Source organism: Micromonospora sp. NPDC049559 (assembly GCF_040676675.1).
Lineage (GTDB): Bacteria > Actinomycetota > Actinomycetes > Mycobacteriales > Micromonosporaceae > JBFAPK01.
The window spans coordinates 76,264-93,770 of the sequence record NZ_JBFAPK010000003.1 but is presented as its reverse complement, the minus strand read 5'-3'; the positions used below and the strand labels follow the sequence as shown (position 1 = coordinate 93,770).

Annotated in this window: 12 protein-coding genes; 2 read left to right on the top strand and 10 right to left on the bottom strand. The window is 74.4% G+C overall.

Annotated elements, in window-relative coordinates:
* Positions 1 to 46: 46 nt before the first annotated feature.
* From AB0J86_RS06100 to AB0J86_RS06080, 5 genes are all read right to left on the bottom strand, one after another.
* The gene (locus tag AB0J86_RS06100; RefSeq protein WP_363853271.1) at positions 47 to 943 is read right to left on the bottom strand and encodes a GNAT family N-acetyltransferase; all 897 of its coding nucleotides are present in this window, start codon (positions 941 to 943) and stop codon (positions 47 to 49) included.
* Positions 944 to 1,015: 72 nt separating this feature from the next.
* Entirely contained in the window at positions 1,016 to 1,570 is a 555-nt protein-coding gene (locus AB0J86_RS06095; protein ID WP_363853268.1) for a Uma2 family endonuclease, read from the bottom strand.
* 104 nt (positions 1,571 to 1,674) lie between these two features.
* The gene (locus tag AB0J86_RS06090) at positions 1,675 to 4,389 is read right to left on the bottom strand and encodes a hypothetical protein (RefSeq protein ID WP_363853265.1); all 2,715 of its coding nucleotides are present in this window, start codon (positions 4,387 to 4,389) and stop codon (positions 1,675 to 1,677) included.
* Positions 4,390 to 4,660: 271 nt separating this feature from the next.
* The gene (locus AB0J86_RS06085; RefSeq protein WP_363853262.1) at positions 4,661 to 5,470 is read right to left on the bottom strand and encodes an ABC transporter permease; all 810 of its coding nucleotides are present in this window, start codon (positions 5,468 to 5,470) and stop codon (positions 4,661 to 4,663) included.
* On the bottom strand, positions 5,467 to 6,366 hold the full coding sequence (locus AB0J86_RS06080) for an ATP-binding cassette domain-containing protein (RefSeq protein WP_363853259.1): 900 nt from the start codon (positions 6,364 to 6,366) through the stop codon (positions 5,467 to 5,469). The genes AB0J86_RS06085 and AB0J86_RS06080 overlap by 4 nt, the downstream gene beginning before the upstream one ends.
* A gap of 132 nt (positions 6,367 to 6,498) precedes the next feature.
* Here AB0J86_RS06080 and AB0J86_RS06075 point away from each other — a divergent pair, with 132 nt between their 5' ends.
* Both AB0J86_RS06075 and AB0J86_RS06070 read left to right on the top strand, forming a co-directional pair.
* Positions 6,499 to 7,740: a histidine kinase gene (locus AB0J86_RS06075; RefSeq protein WP_363853256.1), complete on the top strand. Its 1,242-nt coding sequence runs from the start codon at positions 6,499 to 6,501 to the stop codon at positions 7,738 to 7,740.
* Positions 7,737 to 8,420, top strand: a complete 684-nt coding sequence (locus AB0J86_RS06070) for a response regulator transcription factor (protein WP_363853253.1) — start codon at positions 7,737 to 7,739, stop codon at positions 8,418 to 8,420. The genes AB0J86_RS06075 and AB0J86_RS06070 overlap by 4 nt, the downstream gene beginning before the upstream one ends.
* Before the next feature lie 77 nt (positions 8,421 to 8,497).
* On the opposite strand, the gene AB0J86_RS06065 is transcribed toward AB0J86_RS06070, so the two are convergent.
* The 5 genes from AB0J86_RS06065 to AB0J86_RS06045 form a co-directional block, all read right to left on the bottom strand.
* Positions 8,498 to 11,068: a hypothetical protein gene (locus tag AB0J86_RS06065; RefSeq protein WP_363853250.1), complete on the bottom strand. Its 2,571-nt coding sequence runs from the start codon at positions 11,066 to 11,068 to the stop codon at positions 8,498 to 8,500.
* A 306-nt stretch (positions 11,069 to 11,374) separates the two neighbouring features.
* Positions 11,375 to 13,273 (bottom strand): L-lactate permease, encoded by a 1,899-nt coding sequence (locus AB0J86_RS06060; protein ID WP_363853248.1) that lies wholly within the window; start codon positions 13,271 to 13,273, stop codon positions 11,375 to 11,377.
* A 43-nt stretch (positions 13,274 to 13,316) separates the two neighbouring features.
* Positions 13,317 to 14,654, bottom strand: a complete 1,338-nt coding sequence (locus tag AB0J86_RS06055) for a heterodisulfide reductase-related iron-sulfur binding cluster (RefSeq protein ID WP_363853245.1) — start codon at positions 14,652 to 14,654, stop codon at positions 13,317 to 13,319.
* Positions 14,655 to 14,659: 5 nt separating this feature from the next.
* A complete protein-coding gene (locus AB0J86_RS06050) occupies positions 14,660 to 15,931 on the bottom strand; it encodes an FAD-binding oxidoreductase (RefSeq protein WP_363853242.1) in 1,272 nt (423 codons plus the stop codon).
* Between the two features lie 2 nt (positions 15,932 to 15,933).
* A complete protein-coding gene (locus AB0J86_RS06045) occupies positions 15,934 to 17,406 on the bottom strand; it encodes an FAD-linked oxidase C-terminal domain-containing protein (protein WP_363853240.1) in 1,473 nt (490 codons plus the stop codon).
* Positions 17,407 to 17,507: the final 101 nt, after the last annotated feature.

The window sequence follows — 17,507 nt, the reverse complement described above, 5'->3', positions numbered from 1 at the left end:
CCGGGCGAGGGCCGGTCCGCGCCGACGGGCGGCGCGGTTGCCCGGCTCACCCGACGCTGGCCAGGCAGGACCACTGCGCGGCGATCGGGCGGTAGCCGAGCCGGGCGTTGACCGCCAGCATGGGCGCGTTCGCCTCGTCGTTGGAGGTGTACGCGACCGTGACCCCGCGTTCGGCGGCCCGGTGCAGGGCGCCCCGCTTCGCCAACCGGGCCAGCCCCCGGCCGCGGTACTCGGGCCGGGTCGCGGTCATGTCCGACCACATCCGCTCGCCGTCCCGCTTCACCAGGGAGAAGGCGACCACCTCGCCGTCAACGAGCACGGCGACGCTGGCGTCCCGGTCCAGCCCGATGTTGTCCCAGACGTCGTACCGCCAGCTCTCGAAGGGGATGGCGTCCTGCGGCGCGTCCTCGGGCTCGTCGGAGGCGGCGGCGACCTCGGCGGCGTACATCAGCTCCGGGGTGAGGTCGGTGAGCGGGGCCAGTTCGACGCCGGCCGGGACCGTCGGCGCGGGCGGCGCCGGCCGCAGCGCGAGCGACGAGTAGCGCAGCTCGCGGCCCGGCTCGAAGCCGTGCCGGCGGGCGAAGCCGAGGGATTCCGCCTGGGCCCAGGCCCGGATCCGGCGCGCGTCGAGCCGCAGCACGTGCTCCCTCGCCAGGGTCAGCAGCGCCGTGCCGGTGCCCCGGCCCCGATGCTCCGGGTGCACGTGCAACAGGGAGATCTCGCCGAAACCGGGCTCGGCGGTCCTGGCGTTGACGTAGGCCGACACCCAGCCGACCACCCGCCCAGCGTGCTCGGCGACGAACGCCACCCACTCCTCGCCCGGCGGCGGATTGGCGATCATCTGTCGGGTCGACTCGACCCCCCGCACCAGGTACGGGTAGACCAGTGCGCGCAACGCCACCACGGCCGGGGCGTCGTCGGGTACCGCTGGGCGGATCTGCACGAAACGTTCCTCACCTCGACCGCCCTATGAAACGCGGCCTAGCGCTCGATGCCGTCCGCCGGATGCTACGGGTCAGCCGGGCCCGGGGGCGATCAGATTATCGACCGCCAGCTCGGTGTTGGCGTACGGGACAGGAATGCGCTCTCCCAGCCGATATTCGACCCGCTTGCGGTAGCCGGTCGAGCTGGGCTCGGTGTGCTCGTAGATCGCTTCCTGGGTCACCACCCAGTAGACCGGGTAACCGGCCTGCCCGTAGAGCTTGGCTTTGACGTTGAGGTCCTGGATCGTGGTCTCGTCCGCGACCTCGACCACGAGCAGCACGTCGCGCGCGTCCCAGATGGACAGCCTCGATCCGATGGTGCCCCGGGGATCCGCGTCGGCTTGGCGTACCCAACAGTCGGGGTCCGGAAGCGACTGCCCGGTCGGCAGCGTCGCGGTCGTCACCCGTACTCCGGACCGCGGCAGCCGCGCCAGGATCTCGCCGACCGTGTCACCGTGCCACGATCCGATCACCACGGGCCAGATCTCCCCTTCGACAAGCTCCACCGGGTGGTCGAAGGCTCCCGCCTCCCAGGCGCGCACGAACTCGCTCTGGCTCCATCGGTACGCGAGCACGGGCCGGTCCACGGTCCGAGCCTACCAAGCGGGCCGGTCCGCCAGCTCGATCATGACCGGTCAGCGGGCCGGCGCCGAGGCGTCGTCGGTGGTGGGCCGGGAGGGCTCGGCACCGTTCAGGGGCGCCGTCCCGCGTCCGGCGTGTCGTCGGTGGTGTAGACGGCGATGCCGGCCTCGTCCATGTGCCCGGCGACCCGCTGCCAGGCGGCCGCGTGCCGGCGGCAGACCTCGCGCGCCTGCTCCCGGTCCAGGCGCTCGCCCCGCAGGTCCATCCCGACCAGCATGGCCCGGTCCAGCAGGCTCTCGTCGCCCCCTCGCTTGGCCAGCGTCCCCGCGAGCGCGCTGATCTTCTTGTCGACCAGGTCGATGCGCTGCTGGGCCAGCCGCTCCACCGGCTCCGGGGAGCGCAGGTCGTCCCAGTCGAACTCCTCCGAGCCGGCCATCACCACGTCGTCGAAGCCGGGTACGGCCGGCGGGAAGGACGCCTCGGCGACCAGTACCGGATCGGCCGCCTCCTTGACCAGGTGGATGAACTCGGCCCGGTCGCGCCAGTACCGGGCCCGGTCGCGCGAGATGCGGGTCAGGGCCTCCCAGATCCGGGCGTCCAGTTCCAGCCAGTTCATCAGCCGGTGCAGGTCCGCCGCGGGCGCCGGCAGGGCGCGTCGGTGCCAGGTCTGCTCCAGCAGGCCGGCGCCCTCGCAGAGCAGTTCCTTCGCGTACGCCGACATCCGGACGTTGATGACCTTGTCGGGTCGGGGGAAGAAGAGCTTCAGGCTGGGGTACTCGTCGCGTTCGAAGTGCCGGAACTCGGGCTGGTGCCGTAGCGGGGCCAGGTCCGGGTCGCTGCTGACGATCCAGACCCGCAGCCGGGCCGCCACGCCGCTGTCGGTACAGGCCAGTGAGGCGCGCAGCTGCTCCACCGCCTGGTAGGCGAGCCGCTTGACCTGCTGCTCGTCCTGTTCCGTGGCGCGGGTGCCCGCCTCGCCGCCGGCGGCGCGCGGGTAGCCGTACAGGGCGAACCCGTAGGTGCAGGCCGCGTTGTAGTAGTCGTACGAGCTCAGGTGCGGCCAGCGCAGCCAGCGGCGCTGCGCCCGGGAGATGGCCCGGTCCAGCAGGTCCACCGGCGGCGGCCAGCTCTCCATCACCGCCCGCGCCCGCCGCCGCGGTACCCGGCGCCACCAGGGCCGCAGGCAGCCGCCCCGGGCGAACGGCGGGGTCGGTACGCCGTCGGAGTTCAACCGGGCCGGGTACCAGCCCTCCCCCTGCCACTCGTGCAGCGCCTTGGCCAGCCGCAGCGGCGCCCAGACGTCCCGGGCCAGCCGCAGCACCGGGCGGGTCGCCACCGAGCGGGCGCCGGGCACCAGCCGGGCCAGCAGCAGGTCCTCGCGGAGCCGGTACAGCTCCTGGGCGGCGGCGAGCTGGAAGACCACCTTCGTGGCGGTGGGATGCTCGCCGAGCACCCGGCGCAGCCACTGCTTGGCGGTCGCCTCGTCCGGCCGTTCGGCGAAGGCCACCACCACCGGCCAGTACCGGTCGACGAAGGCCGCCTGGAGGCTCTCCTTGATCTGCCGGATCACCTTCCCGCGCTCGCCCACCGCGTCGTCGACGAACCACTGCTCGACGGTGCGTTCGGAGTAGGCGAGCGTGCAGGCGTACTGGTAGCGCAGTTTGATCGACTCGCGGCGGCGGAGCACGTAGCGCAACGGTTCCCAGAGGTGGCGTACCGGGTGCCGGACCCGCCGCCACCGGGTGGTCCAGACGTGGTCGGCGTACCAGCCGCTCTGCTCGCCGAGCGCGAGCGCGCCCTGGTACGTGTCGAGCGCGTCCAGGAAGAGCCCCAGGTCCTCCTGGACGCTGGCCACCATGAGGCGCAGCTCGGCGTTGAACGGGTCGTGCCGCAGCGCCTTGCCGTACCACCAGAGCGCCTCGTCGAGCTTGCGGCTGTCCTGGCGCTTCTTGCCCTCGTTGTACGCCTCGAACAGGTCGGGCGGCAGCTCGCGCCCCTGCCACTTGCGCCACGGCGCCGTCCTCGCGAGCCGGGTCACCGGCAGGATCGTGGCCAGCACCCAGTACGCGGTCTTGCAGGTCGCGTCGTCCCAGCTGCGTCCCCACTGGGTGGTCATGGCGCTGCGCCCGCCGCCCAGGAAGGAGGTGACCGTGGCGGAGATGCCGTACCGAGGTTCCTGCGGGCGCATCTGCAACGCCCCCGTGACCAGGTAGCCGGTCTTCGGCCAAAGGCTCGGCAGCGCCTGGATGATCATCCCGATCGGACTGGAGGTCTTCGGGTCGATCTCGCCGGCCACGTCGAGGAAGCTCTCCGGCGGCGGATCGGCCGGGCCGGCGTACGGGGGGTAGATCTGGGTCTCCGAGAGGTGCCGGCAGAACTGGCTCTTCACGTCGTCCACCGGCGCCTGCCGGTCGGAGGTGGCGTTGGTGAACTCGTGCACGTCGACGGGGCCGGGCAGGTAGGCGAGCTTGGCCATTCGCCAGTGCCGCCAGGAGACGAAACAGGCGATGGCGAGCGCCAGGAAGCCGAGGCGTTTCCAGGCGGGGAGACCGCCGACGAGGGCGGCGCTCAGACCGTCGAAGATCGGTACCACCCAGGAGCCGGGCCACCAGCGCCACTCGGCGGGGTTGCCGCCCTGCCCGTGCAGCGCGAGCAGCAGGGCGGCGACCGTGATCGTGGTGAGCAGCCGCCAGGACCGGATCCGTGGGACGGGCAGGGGAGAGGGGGAGGTGCGGGACTCCTTCCTGATCCGGTGCGGAGTGCGTTCCTCCCACTGCTTCGAGCGTTCGATCCGGCGGGTGGTGCTTCTGGCCTCGTTCGACATCCCGGGCCACCGATCGTTCCGATGTGCTTGCCCAAAGGGGCTTTGACCTGCACTTTTAACGGTAGGCAGTGGCTCGGTCGGCTGCTGGCGGACGGGATTCCCCAATGGTCACTCTGGTTTACTTCCGTCGCTTCCGTCCCTTCCGTACCGGGAAAACGCGAAACATCGGCGGATCTAGATCATCTGCTGGCCGGACCGGCGGTCCGGGCCGTGCGCGCCCGGTGTTGTCGCGGACGCGCACGGCGGTGCCGAACCCCGGTTTCCGCCCCGGTCAGGAGACCTCCTGCCGGACGATCCGTACCGTGCCGGCGACGAGCGGGGCGAGCACCCAGACCGCGGCCGAGACGGCGATCCGGGCCCACTGTCCGGCGGTGACGTCCGGGGTGGTCAACTGCCCCATGGTGACGCTGAGGTCGAGCCAGGCGGCGACGTCGTGCAGCGACCGGATCATCTCGCCGAGGATCGACCAGACCGTCGGTAGCACCAGGTACACCACGATCGCCAGCGGGGTGTTGAGCAGCAGCATGCCGAAGCCGATCCCCATCAGCACGTTGATCACCTGGAACAGGGCGGCGTAGCCGACCAATCGGGCCTCCAACGACCAGTCGCCGCTTCCGCCGGTGGCGCGGGCGAGCAGCGTACCGATCGTGGCCACCGCGAGGCTGGCCAGCACCGAGACCAGCGAGGCGACCACGCCGGCGGCCAGCTTCGCGACGACCACCCGGTGCCGGACCGGTACCAGCACGAACGTGGTCAGCGCGGTGCGCTGCGACCACTCGCTGGTGACCAGCAGGATGCCGAGCACCGGCAGCAGGACGCCGACCGGGAGCAGCGACGGTACGAAGAAGTTGACGAAGGTCTGCTCGGCGTCCTCGGTGACGAAGAGCTGTACCGCGACGATCGCGGCGGCGGCCAGGGCGATCACGATCAGCAGCCAGTAGCCGGACCGGGTGTCGGTGAGCTTGCGCAGCTCCACCGCGGTCAGCCGGGCCAGCGACGGCCGGACCGAGGCGGCGGCCGGGTCGGGCCGCCCGGCGGGGACGCCGGCGGTGGTACGGGAGGTGGTCGTACCGGCGCTCATTTGACGGCCTCCTTGACCGATTCGCCGGCGGTGAGGGCGAGGAACATCTGCTCGAGCCCGCCGCTGCCGGCGGGGCGCAGCTCGACCAGTACGACTCCGGCGGTCGCGGCGGCCTGCCCGACCGCCTCCGCCTCGGCCTGGACCAGCAGCCCGCCGTCCGTGCTGGCGGTCGCGGCGAGGCCGGCGGCGTCCAGTGCCGCCCGCAGCGCCCGTGGGTCGCGGGCGCGGACCAGCGTGCCGGCGGCGGAGAGCAGCTCGTCCCGGCCGCCCTGGGCGACGATCCGGCCACCCCCGATGACCACCAGCCGGTCCGCCACCGCCTCCACCTCCCGCAGCAGGTGTGAGGAGAGCAGGACCGTGCCGCCCCGATCGGCGAAGTCGCGCAGCAGGCCGCGCATCCAGTAGATGCCCTCCGGGTCCAGCCCGTTGGCCGGCTCGTCCAGGATCAGCACCCGTGGGTCGCCCAGCAGCGCCTGCGCGATGCCGAGCCGCTGCCGCATGCCGAGCGAGTACGCCCGGACGCGGCGCCGGGCCGCCACCGCGTTGAGCCCCACCAGGTCGAGCTTCTCGGCGACCCGGCCCTGGTCGACGCCGATCGTCCGGGCGACGAGCGTCAACGCCTCCCGCCCGGTACGCCCGGCGTGCTGCGCCGAGGCGTCCAGCAGGATCCCGATCTGCCGGCCGGGATTCGGCAACCGGTGGTACGGCACGCCGTTGACGGTGGCGGTGCCGGCGGTCGGCGGGGTGAGCCCGCAGATCATCCGCATGGTGGTGGACTTGCCCGCCCCGTTCGGCCCGAGGAAGCCGGTGACGGTGCCGGGCTCGCAGGCGAACGAGATGTCGTCGACGGCCGCGTGCCGGCCGTACCGTTTGCTGAGGTTCCTGACGGCGATCATGCGGTTCAGCGTGCCGTCGCCGGCCGGTCACGCGCTGCGGCCGGCGGTCGCGACCCCCGCGACCTTCGGCTATCGCCCATCGTCGACTTTCGTCGCTGGTCGGGGGATCGTCACCCTTCGTAGCATGACGGGATGACCGCGAGGGTGGCTCCGGAGTACCCCTGGTTGTTGCCGTCCGCCCTGACGGCGGACCCGGCGGCCGGCCATCCGCGCCGGACGACCCGGGACTGGGTCGTGGACACGATCGTGTTCCTGCTCGCGCTCGGCTACGTCTGGGTCGCGCGTTGGGACGCGCGCCAGCCGGAGCCGTACCTGGTGGGGGAGTTGCTCGGACCGCGCTGGCTGCTCCCGCTGGATGTCGTGCTCAGCCTGGTCTTCTGCGGCGCGCTCTGGGTGCGTCGCCGCTGGCCGGTCGCGCTGGCGGTCGCCTCCCTGCCGCTGAGCCTCTTCTCCGTCGTCGGGGTGGTCGTATTGGTGATCGTCGTCTTCACCGTCACGGTGCACCGCCGGTTCCTGGTGGCGGCGGCGGTGGTCGTGGGCCACTCGCTCACCAATTTGGTCTACGTGCTGCTGCGCCCCGACTCGTCCATGAGCTACTGGGAGACCGTGCTCTTCGGCGAGTGCTTCATCGCCGCGGTCTTCGCCTGGGGGATGTTCGTACGCGCCCGGCGGCAGCTCGTGGTCTCCTTCCGGGACCGGGCGCACCGGGCCGAGACGGAGCAGCGGCTGCGGGTGGCCCAGGCCCGGCAGCTGGAACGCACCCGGATCGCCCGGGAGATGCACGACGTGCTGGCGCACCGGATCTCGCTGCTGAGCCTGCACGCCGGGGCGCTGGAGTTCCGCCCGGACGCCCCGCCGGAGGAGGTCGCCCGCGCCGCCGGCGTGATCCGGGCCAGCGCGCACCAGGCCCTGGAGGACCTGCGCGAGGTGATCGGCGTGCTGCGCGAGGAGGCCCCCGACGCCCCGCCGGAACGCCCACAGCCGACACTGCGGGACCTGTCCGCGCTGGTGGCCGAGTCCCGCGACGCCGGGATGCGGGTCACGCTCTGCTCGGGGGTGGTCGAACCGGAGTCGGCGCCGCCGGGAATCGCCCGCAGCACGTACCGGATCGTGCAGGAGGGGCTGACCAACGCGCGCAAGCACGCGCCGGGGGCCGCCGTGACGGTGACGGTGACCGGCGGTCCGGGCGCCGGCGTCCGTACGGAGATCGTCAACCGGGAGTCGGTGAGCGCCCCGGCCACCCCGATCCCCGGTACCGGCACCGGGCTCGTCGGCCTGGCCGAGCGGGCCAGCCTCGCGGGCGGCCGGCTGGCGCACGGGCGGACCGACTCCGGCGACTACCGGCTGGAGGCGTGGCTACCGTGGTCGGCGTGAGCAGCGACCCGAAGGTCGTCCGGATTCTCATCGCCGACGACGACGCGCTGGTGCGGGCCGGCCTGTCGATGATCCTCGGCGGGGTCGCCGACCTGCGGGTGGTGGCCGAGGTGGCGGACGGCAGCGAGGTGGCGGCGGCGGTCGCCGTCCACGTCCCCGACCTGGTGCTGATGGACATCCGGATGCCCCGGATGGACGGGCTCGCCGCGACCGAGGCGCTGCGGCGTGCCCCGGACCCGCCCGAGGTGCTGGTGCTGACCACCTTCGACGCCGACGAGTACGTGCTGCGGGCGCTGCGCGCGGGCGCCGGCGGGTTCCTGCTCAAGGACACCCCGCCGGCCGAGATCGTGCAGGCGGTGCGCCGCGTCGCCGCGGGCGAGGCGACCCTCTCCCCGGCCGTGACCCGCCGGTTGATCGCCCAGGTCACCGGCCAGGCCGCCGGCTCGCGCGGCGGCGACGGGCGCCGGGAGCAGGCCCGGCGGCTGTTGGCCGGGCTCAGCGAGCGGGAACGCGAGGTGGCCGTCGCGCTCGGCCGGGGCCGCTCCAACGCGGAGATCTCCGCCGAGCTGTTCATGAGCGTCGCCACGGTGAAGGCGTACGTCTCGCGGCTGCTGGCCAAGCTGGACCTGAACAACCGGGTCCAGGTCGCGCTGCTGGTGCACGACGCCGAACTGGTCTGACCCGGGCGGCGCGGGACGGCGCGGCGCGGGACGGCGCGGCGCGGAATGGTGCGGCGCGGCGCGGCGCGGGGCCGGGCTCAGCCGGTGAGCTGGGCGGGGCCGGTGCGGGGCGGCGGCGGGACGGTGGCCACCTCGGCGGCCAGCCGCTCCACCTCCCGCCAGACCGCCGGGTCGGACCAGTAGCCCGAGTGCCGTGCCGCGGCCGGCTGCGGCTGGCCGTAGATGTACCAACTGGTGGCCGGGTCGGGCAGCTCCACGTCCACCCCGGTCGGCTCGGCGCCGGGCAGCCCACTCCCGGTCGGCCCGGTGCCGGGCTGTGGTGGTGCGGCCACGGCCCGGCCCGACCCGGGCGGCGGCGCGGCGGGCAGCACCGGCCCGCCGATGTAGTCGGTCCGGTAGTGGAAGTTCCGCCAGGCGTGCAGGCCGGCGGCGAGCTCGCGGAGCTGGGCCTCGCCGAAGTAGGCCGGGAACGCCCAACCGTAGAGGGTGCGCAGCGGCGAGCCGAAGGTGACCAGCGCGACGACGTCGTCGTCCGGCCGGCTGTCGCGCTGCAGCAGCGCCGCCGCGGCCAGCACCGTGCCCTGGCTGTGCGCGGCGAGCACCACCCGGCCGCCGCTGTCGTGGACCCGCCACAGCCGCCGCTGGAGCTCGGGAACGGCCCGCTCGGCGTACGAGGGCGGCGCCAGCGGATGGTACGCGCGCGGCCAGAACGTGGTCACGTCCCAGAGCACCCCGATCCGCCGCCGGCTGCTCAGGTTGCTCCAGCCCCGGCGCAGTACCACGATCACGGCGAGCGGCACGCCGGCGGCGAGGTAGCTGCCGAGGGTGAGCGTCCACTGGGTGCCCCAGGGCAGCTTGTGGAAGACCCAGTAGCGGACCTGGATGGCCACCAGCAGCACCGTCCCGGCGGCGGCGAGCGCGGTGAGCAGCTTGTCCACGTCGTGCGGCATCCGCGCGAAGCGCCGGGCCCGCGCCACCCGGGCGACCCAGCCGGTACCGGAGGTCGGGCCGCCGAGCCAGGCGGCGGCGGGCGGCGGGGCCGGGTCGCCGGCGAGCGCGCTCTGCTGCCAGGCCGGCTCGGTCTCCGGGCGCGGCGAGTGTCGCCGGTACCAGTCCCGGATCTCCGCGAGCGTCTCCGGCCGGGTGCCGGCCCGCGCGTAGCTGACCAGTTCGTAGAGGCAGAAGAGCAGGATCATCGCGAGTGGGAGCACCGTGAGGTACTGGAGGATCTTGCCGCTCATCGGGGCGAGGTACAGCTCGTGCCGGCTCGGCGGGGTCCGCGGCAGGGTCGCCCGGGCCGACACCCGCCCGAGCAGGTCACCGACGCGGGTCATCGCCCCGAGCAGGACCACGTTGAGCGAGAGCACGCTGAGCGTGAGCGCCACGAACGGGCCGAAGGCCACGAACTGCCCCCGGCTCCAGCCGCCGAGCAGGGCGGCGGGCAGCACCAGCAGCAGGGCGGCGATCACCACGGCGAGGGTGAGCGCGGCGGCGGTACGCATCCCCGGCAGGTAACCGAAGGGCTGCCCGTACGCGGGCTGCGCGGCGGCGAAGCAGGCGGCGCCGACGGTCGCGGTCGCACCGGCGACCAGCACCGCTCCCGGCAGCCGGTCCGGGCAGCCGTCGGCGGCCAGGAGCAGCAGCGCGCCGAGCAGGGCGGCCCCGCCGAGGGCCAGCGTGGCGGCCCAGAGCGGCTCCAGCGCGACCGGGGCGCCCGCGGCGCGGGTGGCGGCCCGCACGGTGTACCCGAGGACCAGCGCGACGAAGGCGAGACCCGCGCCGATGTGCAGGCGGCCGAGGTCCAGGGCGCCGCGTTGGCCGTCCCAGAAGGACTGGTCGGCGAGCCCCACACCGGGCTGCGCCGCGCTGGCCGCCCGGCGCCGCCGACCCGCCGCCGGTCCGCCGTTGGCCGCCGGTCCGCCGTTGGCCGTCGGTCCGCCGTTGGCTCCGGGTCCGCCGTCGGACGACGCGAGCCCGTCGGCTCCGGGGCGGGGGGTGGGCGCGGCGGTGACGCGGACCGGCGGGCGCGCCGACTCGTACCGGTTGATGGTGCGCAGGGCGAGCAGCGCCAGCAGCCCCAGCACGGCGACCGGGAGCAGCGCCCCGGCCAGGACCCGCCGGCCGGGATGGTCGGCGAGCAGCGGGTGCCGCAGCGGTTGCAGCAGCCACGAGCCGTCCGCGCAGGCCGGGTGCCCGCCGCACTGGTACCCCATCAGGTCCAACCCGGTGGTACAGAGGACGAGCAGCAGGTTCACGGTGATCCCGAGCGCCGCCCAGCGGACCGTCGTACGGTGCGACCGGAACCCACGGGCCGAGCCGTGGATGCGCGGCGTGCACATCCAGCCGGCGACGTTGGCCAGCGCGAACGGGAAGAGCAGCAACCACAGCACCCGCGAGCCGCTGCGCGAGGTCAGCCCGCCCCACGAGTACGCCTCGACGTGCCGGCCCGCGACGTCGGCGGTGCGGTAGAACCCGGCGATCCGGTCGCCGGAGACCTGTTGGGGTGCCTCGTCGCCGAGCAGGTCCTGCGGCGTGGTGCCGCCCACCCCGTGCAGGCGCAGTTCCGTGACGCCGCTGAGGTCGGCGACCGGTGGTACGAGTCCCGGCGGGCGCGGAACCGGTCGGGTGTCGAACCGTGGCAGGGGCATGCGGACCACCTGGGACGAGCCGGGTCGGCCGCCGGAATCACCGCAAGCGGCCCTATCCGGACAGTCTGCTCCTACCGTCGGCCGTGACCTGGGCAAACGCAATCGGATCTCGGACAGTGGCCGGCGCGCGGCCGATGGTCCCGGTCGCCTCCGGGACCTTGGTCCCGTGGGGAGGGGCGCTCGGACCCGGGCGCGGAGGCGCCCCTGCACCGGTGCTGTTGCCCGGGGCCGCATCGCCTCCCACGGAAACGTCCCGGAACAGTTCGGCGGACCGTCCCCCACGGTCCGCCGAACCGCGTCGTCCGGTCAGGGGACCATCCAGCCGAGCACCGGGGTGCCCTGGAGCGTGACGAGTACGCACATGAAGAACAGCAGCAGGAGGCTCCAGACCAGGACCTTGCGGAAGATCTCCCCCTCCCGGCCGGCCATGCCGACCGCACCGGCGGCGATCGCCAGGTTCTGCGGGCTGATCATCTTGCCCATCACGCCGCCGGAGGAGTTCGCGGCGGCGAGCAGCACCGGGTCGAGCCCGGCGCGGGCCGCCGTCTGCACCTGCAGCGCGCCGAAGAGGGCGTTCGCGGAGGTGTCCGAGCCGGTCACCGCCACCCCGATCCAGCCGAGGATCGACGAGAGGAAGACGAAGGCGCCACCGGCGGCGGCGAGGAACGCGCCGAGGGTGCCGGTCTGACCGGACTGGTTCAGCACGTACGCCAGCGCCAGCACCGCCATCACGGTGACGATCGCGTAGCGCAGCTCGACGTAGGTGCGCCCGTACGCCCGTACCGCCCGGGCCGGCGGGATGCGCAGCACCAGCGCGGTGAGGATGCCGGCGAGGATCATGAGCGTACCGGCGGCGGGGAGCCAGTTGAGGGTGAAGGTCGTCGACGAGACGGCCGAGCCGTCCGGGTTGACGATGTCCAGTCCGGGCCAGCCGAACTTGACCGTCCACGGCTCGCCCGCGAGTGCGTCCTTGACCGGGCCGAGGTTCGCCAGCGAGAAGATCGCGATGATGATCAGGTACGGCGCGTACGCCTTCGCGATCTCGCCCGCGCCGTCCGGTGCCCGGACCGCGCCCCCGCCCCCGGGCGTCGTCGCGCCGCCCTCCGGTGTCCGGCCCGTCCGCCCGCCGGGACCGGTCGCGTCGCCGGCACCGGCACCGGCACCGGCGACGCGACCGGCACCGCCGTCGACCGGGCCGGCCGCGACCCGCTCGGTGCCGGCCCGCTCGGCGGCGGCCGGGACGCGGGCGGCGGGTACCGCGGACGCGCCGGCCTCGACGGCCCCGGCCGGGCCGCCGGCCGCGCCGGGCCCGGACCCGGACGCCGCCCCGACCGGCGCGCCGTCCGGCCCGACCGGAGCCGTGGCCGGGCGCCAGACCCGCACCAGCAGCACCACCGCGGCGGCCGAGACCAGCGCCGCGATGATGTCGGTCAGCGGTACCGAGACGTAGTTGGCCGCCACGAACTGCGCGGCGCCGAAGGTGAAACCGGCGACCAGCGCCGCCGGCCAGGTCTGCCGTACGCCCCGCCGCCCGTCGACCACGGCCACCAGCACCAGCGGTACGAGCACCGCCAGGATCGGGGTCTGCCGGCCCACCATCGCGCCGAGCGTGTCGACGTTCAGGCGCGGGTCGTCGCTGGCGCCGCTGGTGACCGTGCCGAGGGTGACGATCGGGGTGGCCAGGGCGCCGAACGCCACCGGCGCGGTGTTGGCGATCAGGGCGACCGCCGCGGCGTTGATCGGGCGGAAGCCGAGCGCCATCAGCATCACCACCGTGATCGCGACCGGCGTGCCGAAGCCGGCCAGCGCCTCGAGCAGCGCGCCGAAGCAGAAGGCGATGATGATCGCCTGGATCCGCATGTCCGGGCTGACCCGCTCGAACGACCGGCGCAGCACGTCGAAGTGCCCGCTCGCGACGGTGAGGTTGTAGACCCAGATGGCGTTGACGACGATCCAGAGGATCGGGAAGAAGCCGAACGCCGCCCCCTCGGTCGCCGAGAGCAGCGCCTGCCCGACCGGCATCGAGTAGATCGCGATCGCCACCAGCAGCGAGACCGTCAGTGAGATCACCCCGGCCAGCCACGCCTTCATGCGCAGCACGCCGAGCAGGACGAAGAGGGTGAGCAGCGGAAGCACGGCGAAGATCGCGGAGAGCGCGACCGAGTCGCCGACCGGGTCGGTGATGATCGTGAACTGGTCGAACATGCAATCACCTCGACACCTCGCGGGACCGACGGCGGCCCCTCGGCTACGGAACGTGGCGAGAAACGGTCCTTCCTCCCAGCAGCCGCTCGGCGGGCAGGCCGCGCAGGGACGCGTCGAGCAGTTGGGCGGTGTGGGCCAGGGCGACGCCGCCGCCGACGCGCGGCAGCGCCGCGGCCACCTGCATGAGGCAGCCCGGATTCGCGGTGACCAGCAGTTGCGCCCCGGTGGCGAGGACGTCGCGCGCCTTGCGCTCGCCGAGCTGCGCGGCCGGACCGGGGTTGAGCACGTTCCAGATGCCGGCCGAGCCGCAGCAGAGCTCCGGATCGGCGATCTCGCGCAGTTCCAGGCCCGGGATGCCGCGCAGCAGTGCCCGGGGCTGGGCCCGGACCCCCTGCGCGTGGGCGAGGTGGCACGCGTCGTGGTACGCGACCGTCAGCGGCAACGGGTGCCGGGGCGCCACCGGTCCGATCTCGACCAGCAGCTCCGCGAGGTCGCGGACCTTCGCCGCGAAGGCGGTCGCGCGGTCCGCGTACTCGGGGTCGTCGCGCAGCAGCTCGCCGTACTCCTTCAGGGCCGAACCGCAGCCGGCGGCGTTGACCACGAAGTAGTCGATGCCGGCGTCCGGTCCGCCGAACGCGTCGATCAGGTCGCGGGCGAAGCGGCGCGCCTCCTCCTCGCGCCCGCTGTGGCCGCTGAGCGCGCCGCAGCAGCCCTGCCGCTCCGGTACGACCACCACCTCGCAGCCCTCGGCCGCCAGCACCCGGGCGGTGGCGGCGTTGACCTCGGGGAAGAAGGCCCGCTGCACGCAGCCGGCGAGCATGCCGACGGTGGCCCGCCGCCGCCCGAGCGGGGCGATCCGGTCCGGCAGCGGTACGTCGCGGCCCAGCCGGGGCGCCAGCGACTCCAGCGTGGCCAGCGTCGGGGCCAGCCGGGCGAGCAGCCCGGTGCGGGCGACGAGCCGCCGCAGCCCGCTGGCCTGGTACGCGCGCAGCGGTCCGCGCAGCAGCCGCAGCCGCCTCGGGTACGGGAAGAGCGCGAAGATCGCCGAGCGCAGCGCCCGCTCCCGCCGGGTACGGGGGTGCCGGCGCTCGACCTGCGCCCGGGTGTCGGCGATCAGCCGGTCGTACCGGACCCCGGAGGGGCAGGCGGTGACGCAGGCCATGCAGCCCAGGCAGGCGTCGAAGTGGCCGGCCATGGCGGGAGAGAGCGGCTCGCCGTCCAGCCCCTGCTTCATCAGGTGGATCCGCCCACGCGGGGAGTCCATCTCCTCGCCCCACAGCGTGTACGTGGGGCAGGTCGGCAGGCAGAAGCCGCAGTGCACGCAGTCGGAGATGAGGTCGGCCCGGGGCGGGTGGTGCTCGTCGAAGGCGGGCTGGGTCATCGCGTTCAGATCCCTCCCACGAAACGGCCGGGCGCGAGCCGCGCGTCCGGGTCGAACTGCGCCTTGATCCGGCGCATCAGCGCGAGTCCGGGCACCGGGCCCCAGAGGTCGACCAGCTCGCGGACCGGCGGTGGCGCGGTCAGCACCACCGCGTGCCCGCCGGCCCGGGCCGTCGCCTCCCGCAGCTCGTCCAGCAGCGCCGCGACGACCGGCGGTTCGGTCGCCGCGGGCAGGCCGGCGTGCAGGACGCCGGTGCCGGCCGAGCCGCGTACCGCCAGGGGCGCGCGGTACCGCCCGGCCGCCGCGCGGGCCGTGGCGAGCAGCCCCGGTACGCCCGAGAGCGCGGCGGTCAGCTTCAGCCCCACCCCGCCGGGCTCCCACGGGTACGCGCCCCAGCCGGGCGGCGCCTCCGCCGAGACGTCGGCGCCCGCGCCGAGCAGGGCGGCGGTGCTCGCCGCCCGGGCCGCCACCCCGGCCGGGGTCCCCTCCAGCAGCACCGTCACCTCGACGCCGTCGCCGGGCGGGGCGTCCACCTCGACCGCGCTCGGCACCACCTGCGCGCCGAGCACGGCCGCGACGAGCGGGCCGGCCGCCTCCGGCCCGTCCACCCACCGGCGCACGTACGCGGTCGCGGCGGGGAGCGGGTGCAGCCGGAACACGGCCTCGGTGACCAGCCCGAGCGTGCCGTACGCCCCGGTGACCAGCTTGCCGAGGTCGTAGCCGGCGACGTTCTTGACCACCCGGCCGCCGGCGCGCGCGACCACGCCGTCGGCGCGTACCACGGTGACGCCGATGAGCAGGTCGCGGACGGTTCCGTAGCGCATCCGGCGGGGACCGCTCGGGTTGGCCGAGATGGCGCCGCCGACGGTGCCGCCGGCCAGCGGCACGTCCAGGGCGAGCTGCTGCCCGGCCGGGGCGAGCCGGTCGGCCAGCTCGTCGAGGCGGGTGCCGGCGCGGACGGCCACGATCAGGTCCCCGGCGGCGTGCTCGACCACGCCGGTGAGCCGCGCGGTCTCCACCACCAGGTCGAGCCGCTCCGGCGGGGCGGCCCAGTCCTGCCGGGTGCCGCCGCCCCGGGCCACCACCGTGAGGCCGTGCCCGGCGGCCGTACGCAGCACGGCGGCGACCTGCGCGGTGCTGGCGGGCGCGGCGACGTAGCGCGGCCGGCGCCCGGCGAGCAGGTCCCCCTCCCCGGCCGGGCGGACCAGGCCGCCGCCGTCGGGGTCGCCGGCGCTGTCGAGCGCCGCGCGGAGCGCGTCGAGGGTCGGGTCGGACATGCTCAGAACACCTCCGCGAGACCGGCCTCCTGGAGTGGATGGGGGCCCTTGCGCCGGCCCGGTACCTCGCCGCAGAGCCGCGGGGTGGGGAAGATCTTGCCGGGGTTCGCCAGCCCGTGCGGGTCGAAGGCGCAGCGCAGCAGCTGCATCGTGTCGAGGTCGTCGTCGGTGTACATGCGGGGCAGGTACTTCGCCTTGTCCATGCCGACGCCGTGCTCGCCGGTGATCGACCCGCCGTACTCGACGCAGAGTTCGAGGATCGCGCCGGAGACCTCCTCGGCCCGCTCGGCCTGCCCCTCGACGCCGTCGTCGAAGAGCACGAGCGGGTGCAGGTTGCCGTCCCCGGCGTGGAAGACGTTGGCGACCCGGATGCCGCGTGCCGCCGAGAGGTCGGCGATCCGGCGCAGCACCTCGGGCAGGGCGGTACGCGGGATCACCCCGTCCTGGACGATGTAGTCGGGGCTGATCCGGCCCACCGCCGCGAAGGCCGACTTGCGGCCCCGCCAGAACAGCGCCCGCTCGCCCTCGTCCGCGGCGATCCGGATCTCGAACGCGCCGGCGTCCCGGCACAGGCGCTCGACCTGGGTGAACTGGTCGGCGACCTCGGGTTCGGGGCCGTCCAGCTCGACGATGAGCACGGCGCCCGCGCCGGCCGGGTAGCCGCAGTGCACGGCGGCCTCGGCCGCCTCGATGGCGAGCGCGTCCATCATCTCCACGGCCGCCGGCACCACGCCGGCCGCGATGATCGCTGAGGTCGCGGCGCCCGCGGCGTCCGTACCGGGGAAGGCGGCGAGCAGCGTACGCACCGACTCGGGGAGCCGGACCAGCCGTACCGTCACCTCGGTGGCGATGCCGAGCGTCCCCTCCGAGCCGACGAAGGCGCCGACGAGGTCGTACCCGGGCGGGTCCGGCGTCCGCCCGCCGAGCCGGACCAGCTCGCCGTCGGGAGTGACGATCTCCAGCCCGAGTACGTGGTTCGTGGTGAAGCCGTACTTCAGGCAGTGCGCCCCGCCCGAGTTCTCCGCGACGTTGCCGCCGATGGAGCAGATCTGCTGGCTCGACGGATCCGGCGCGTAGTAGTAGCCGTACGGGCTGGCGGCCCGGGTGACGTGCAGGTTGATCACGCCGGGCTGGACCACCGCCCGCTCGTCGGCCGGGGCGACCTCGACGATGTCGCGCAGCTGGGAGGTGACCACGAGGACCCCGTCGGCGTGCGGCAGCGCCCCGCCGGAGAGCCCGGTGCCGGAGCCGCGCGCCACGTACGGCACCCGCGCCTCGACGCAGGCCCGGACCACGGCGGCGCACTGCTCGGCGGTGCGGGGGAGGACCACCAGCGCCGGGATCACCCGGTACTGCGCCAGCCCGTCGCACTCGTACGTCCGCCGCCGCTGCCGGTCGGTGATCACCTGCTCGTCCCCGAGCACCGCTCGCAGGCTGGCCGCCAGGACGTCGATCCGGGTGTCGTTCGTGCTCATCGCGGGGGCTCCCGTCCGATCAGCTGCTGCGGAACGCGGTACGTGGGGTCGTGGGTTACGTCCGATCTGCGTGCGGGTGCGGTTCGTGGGCGGCCGCGGGG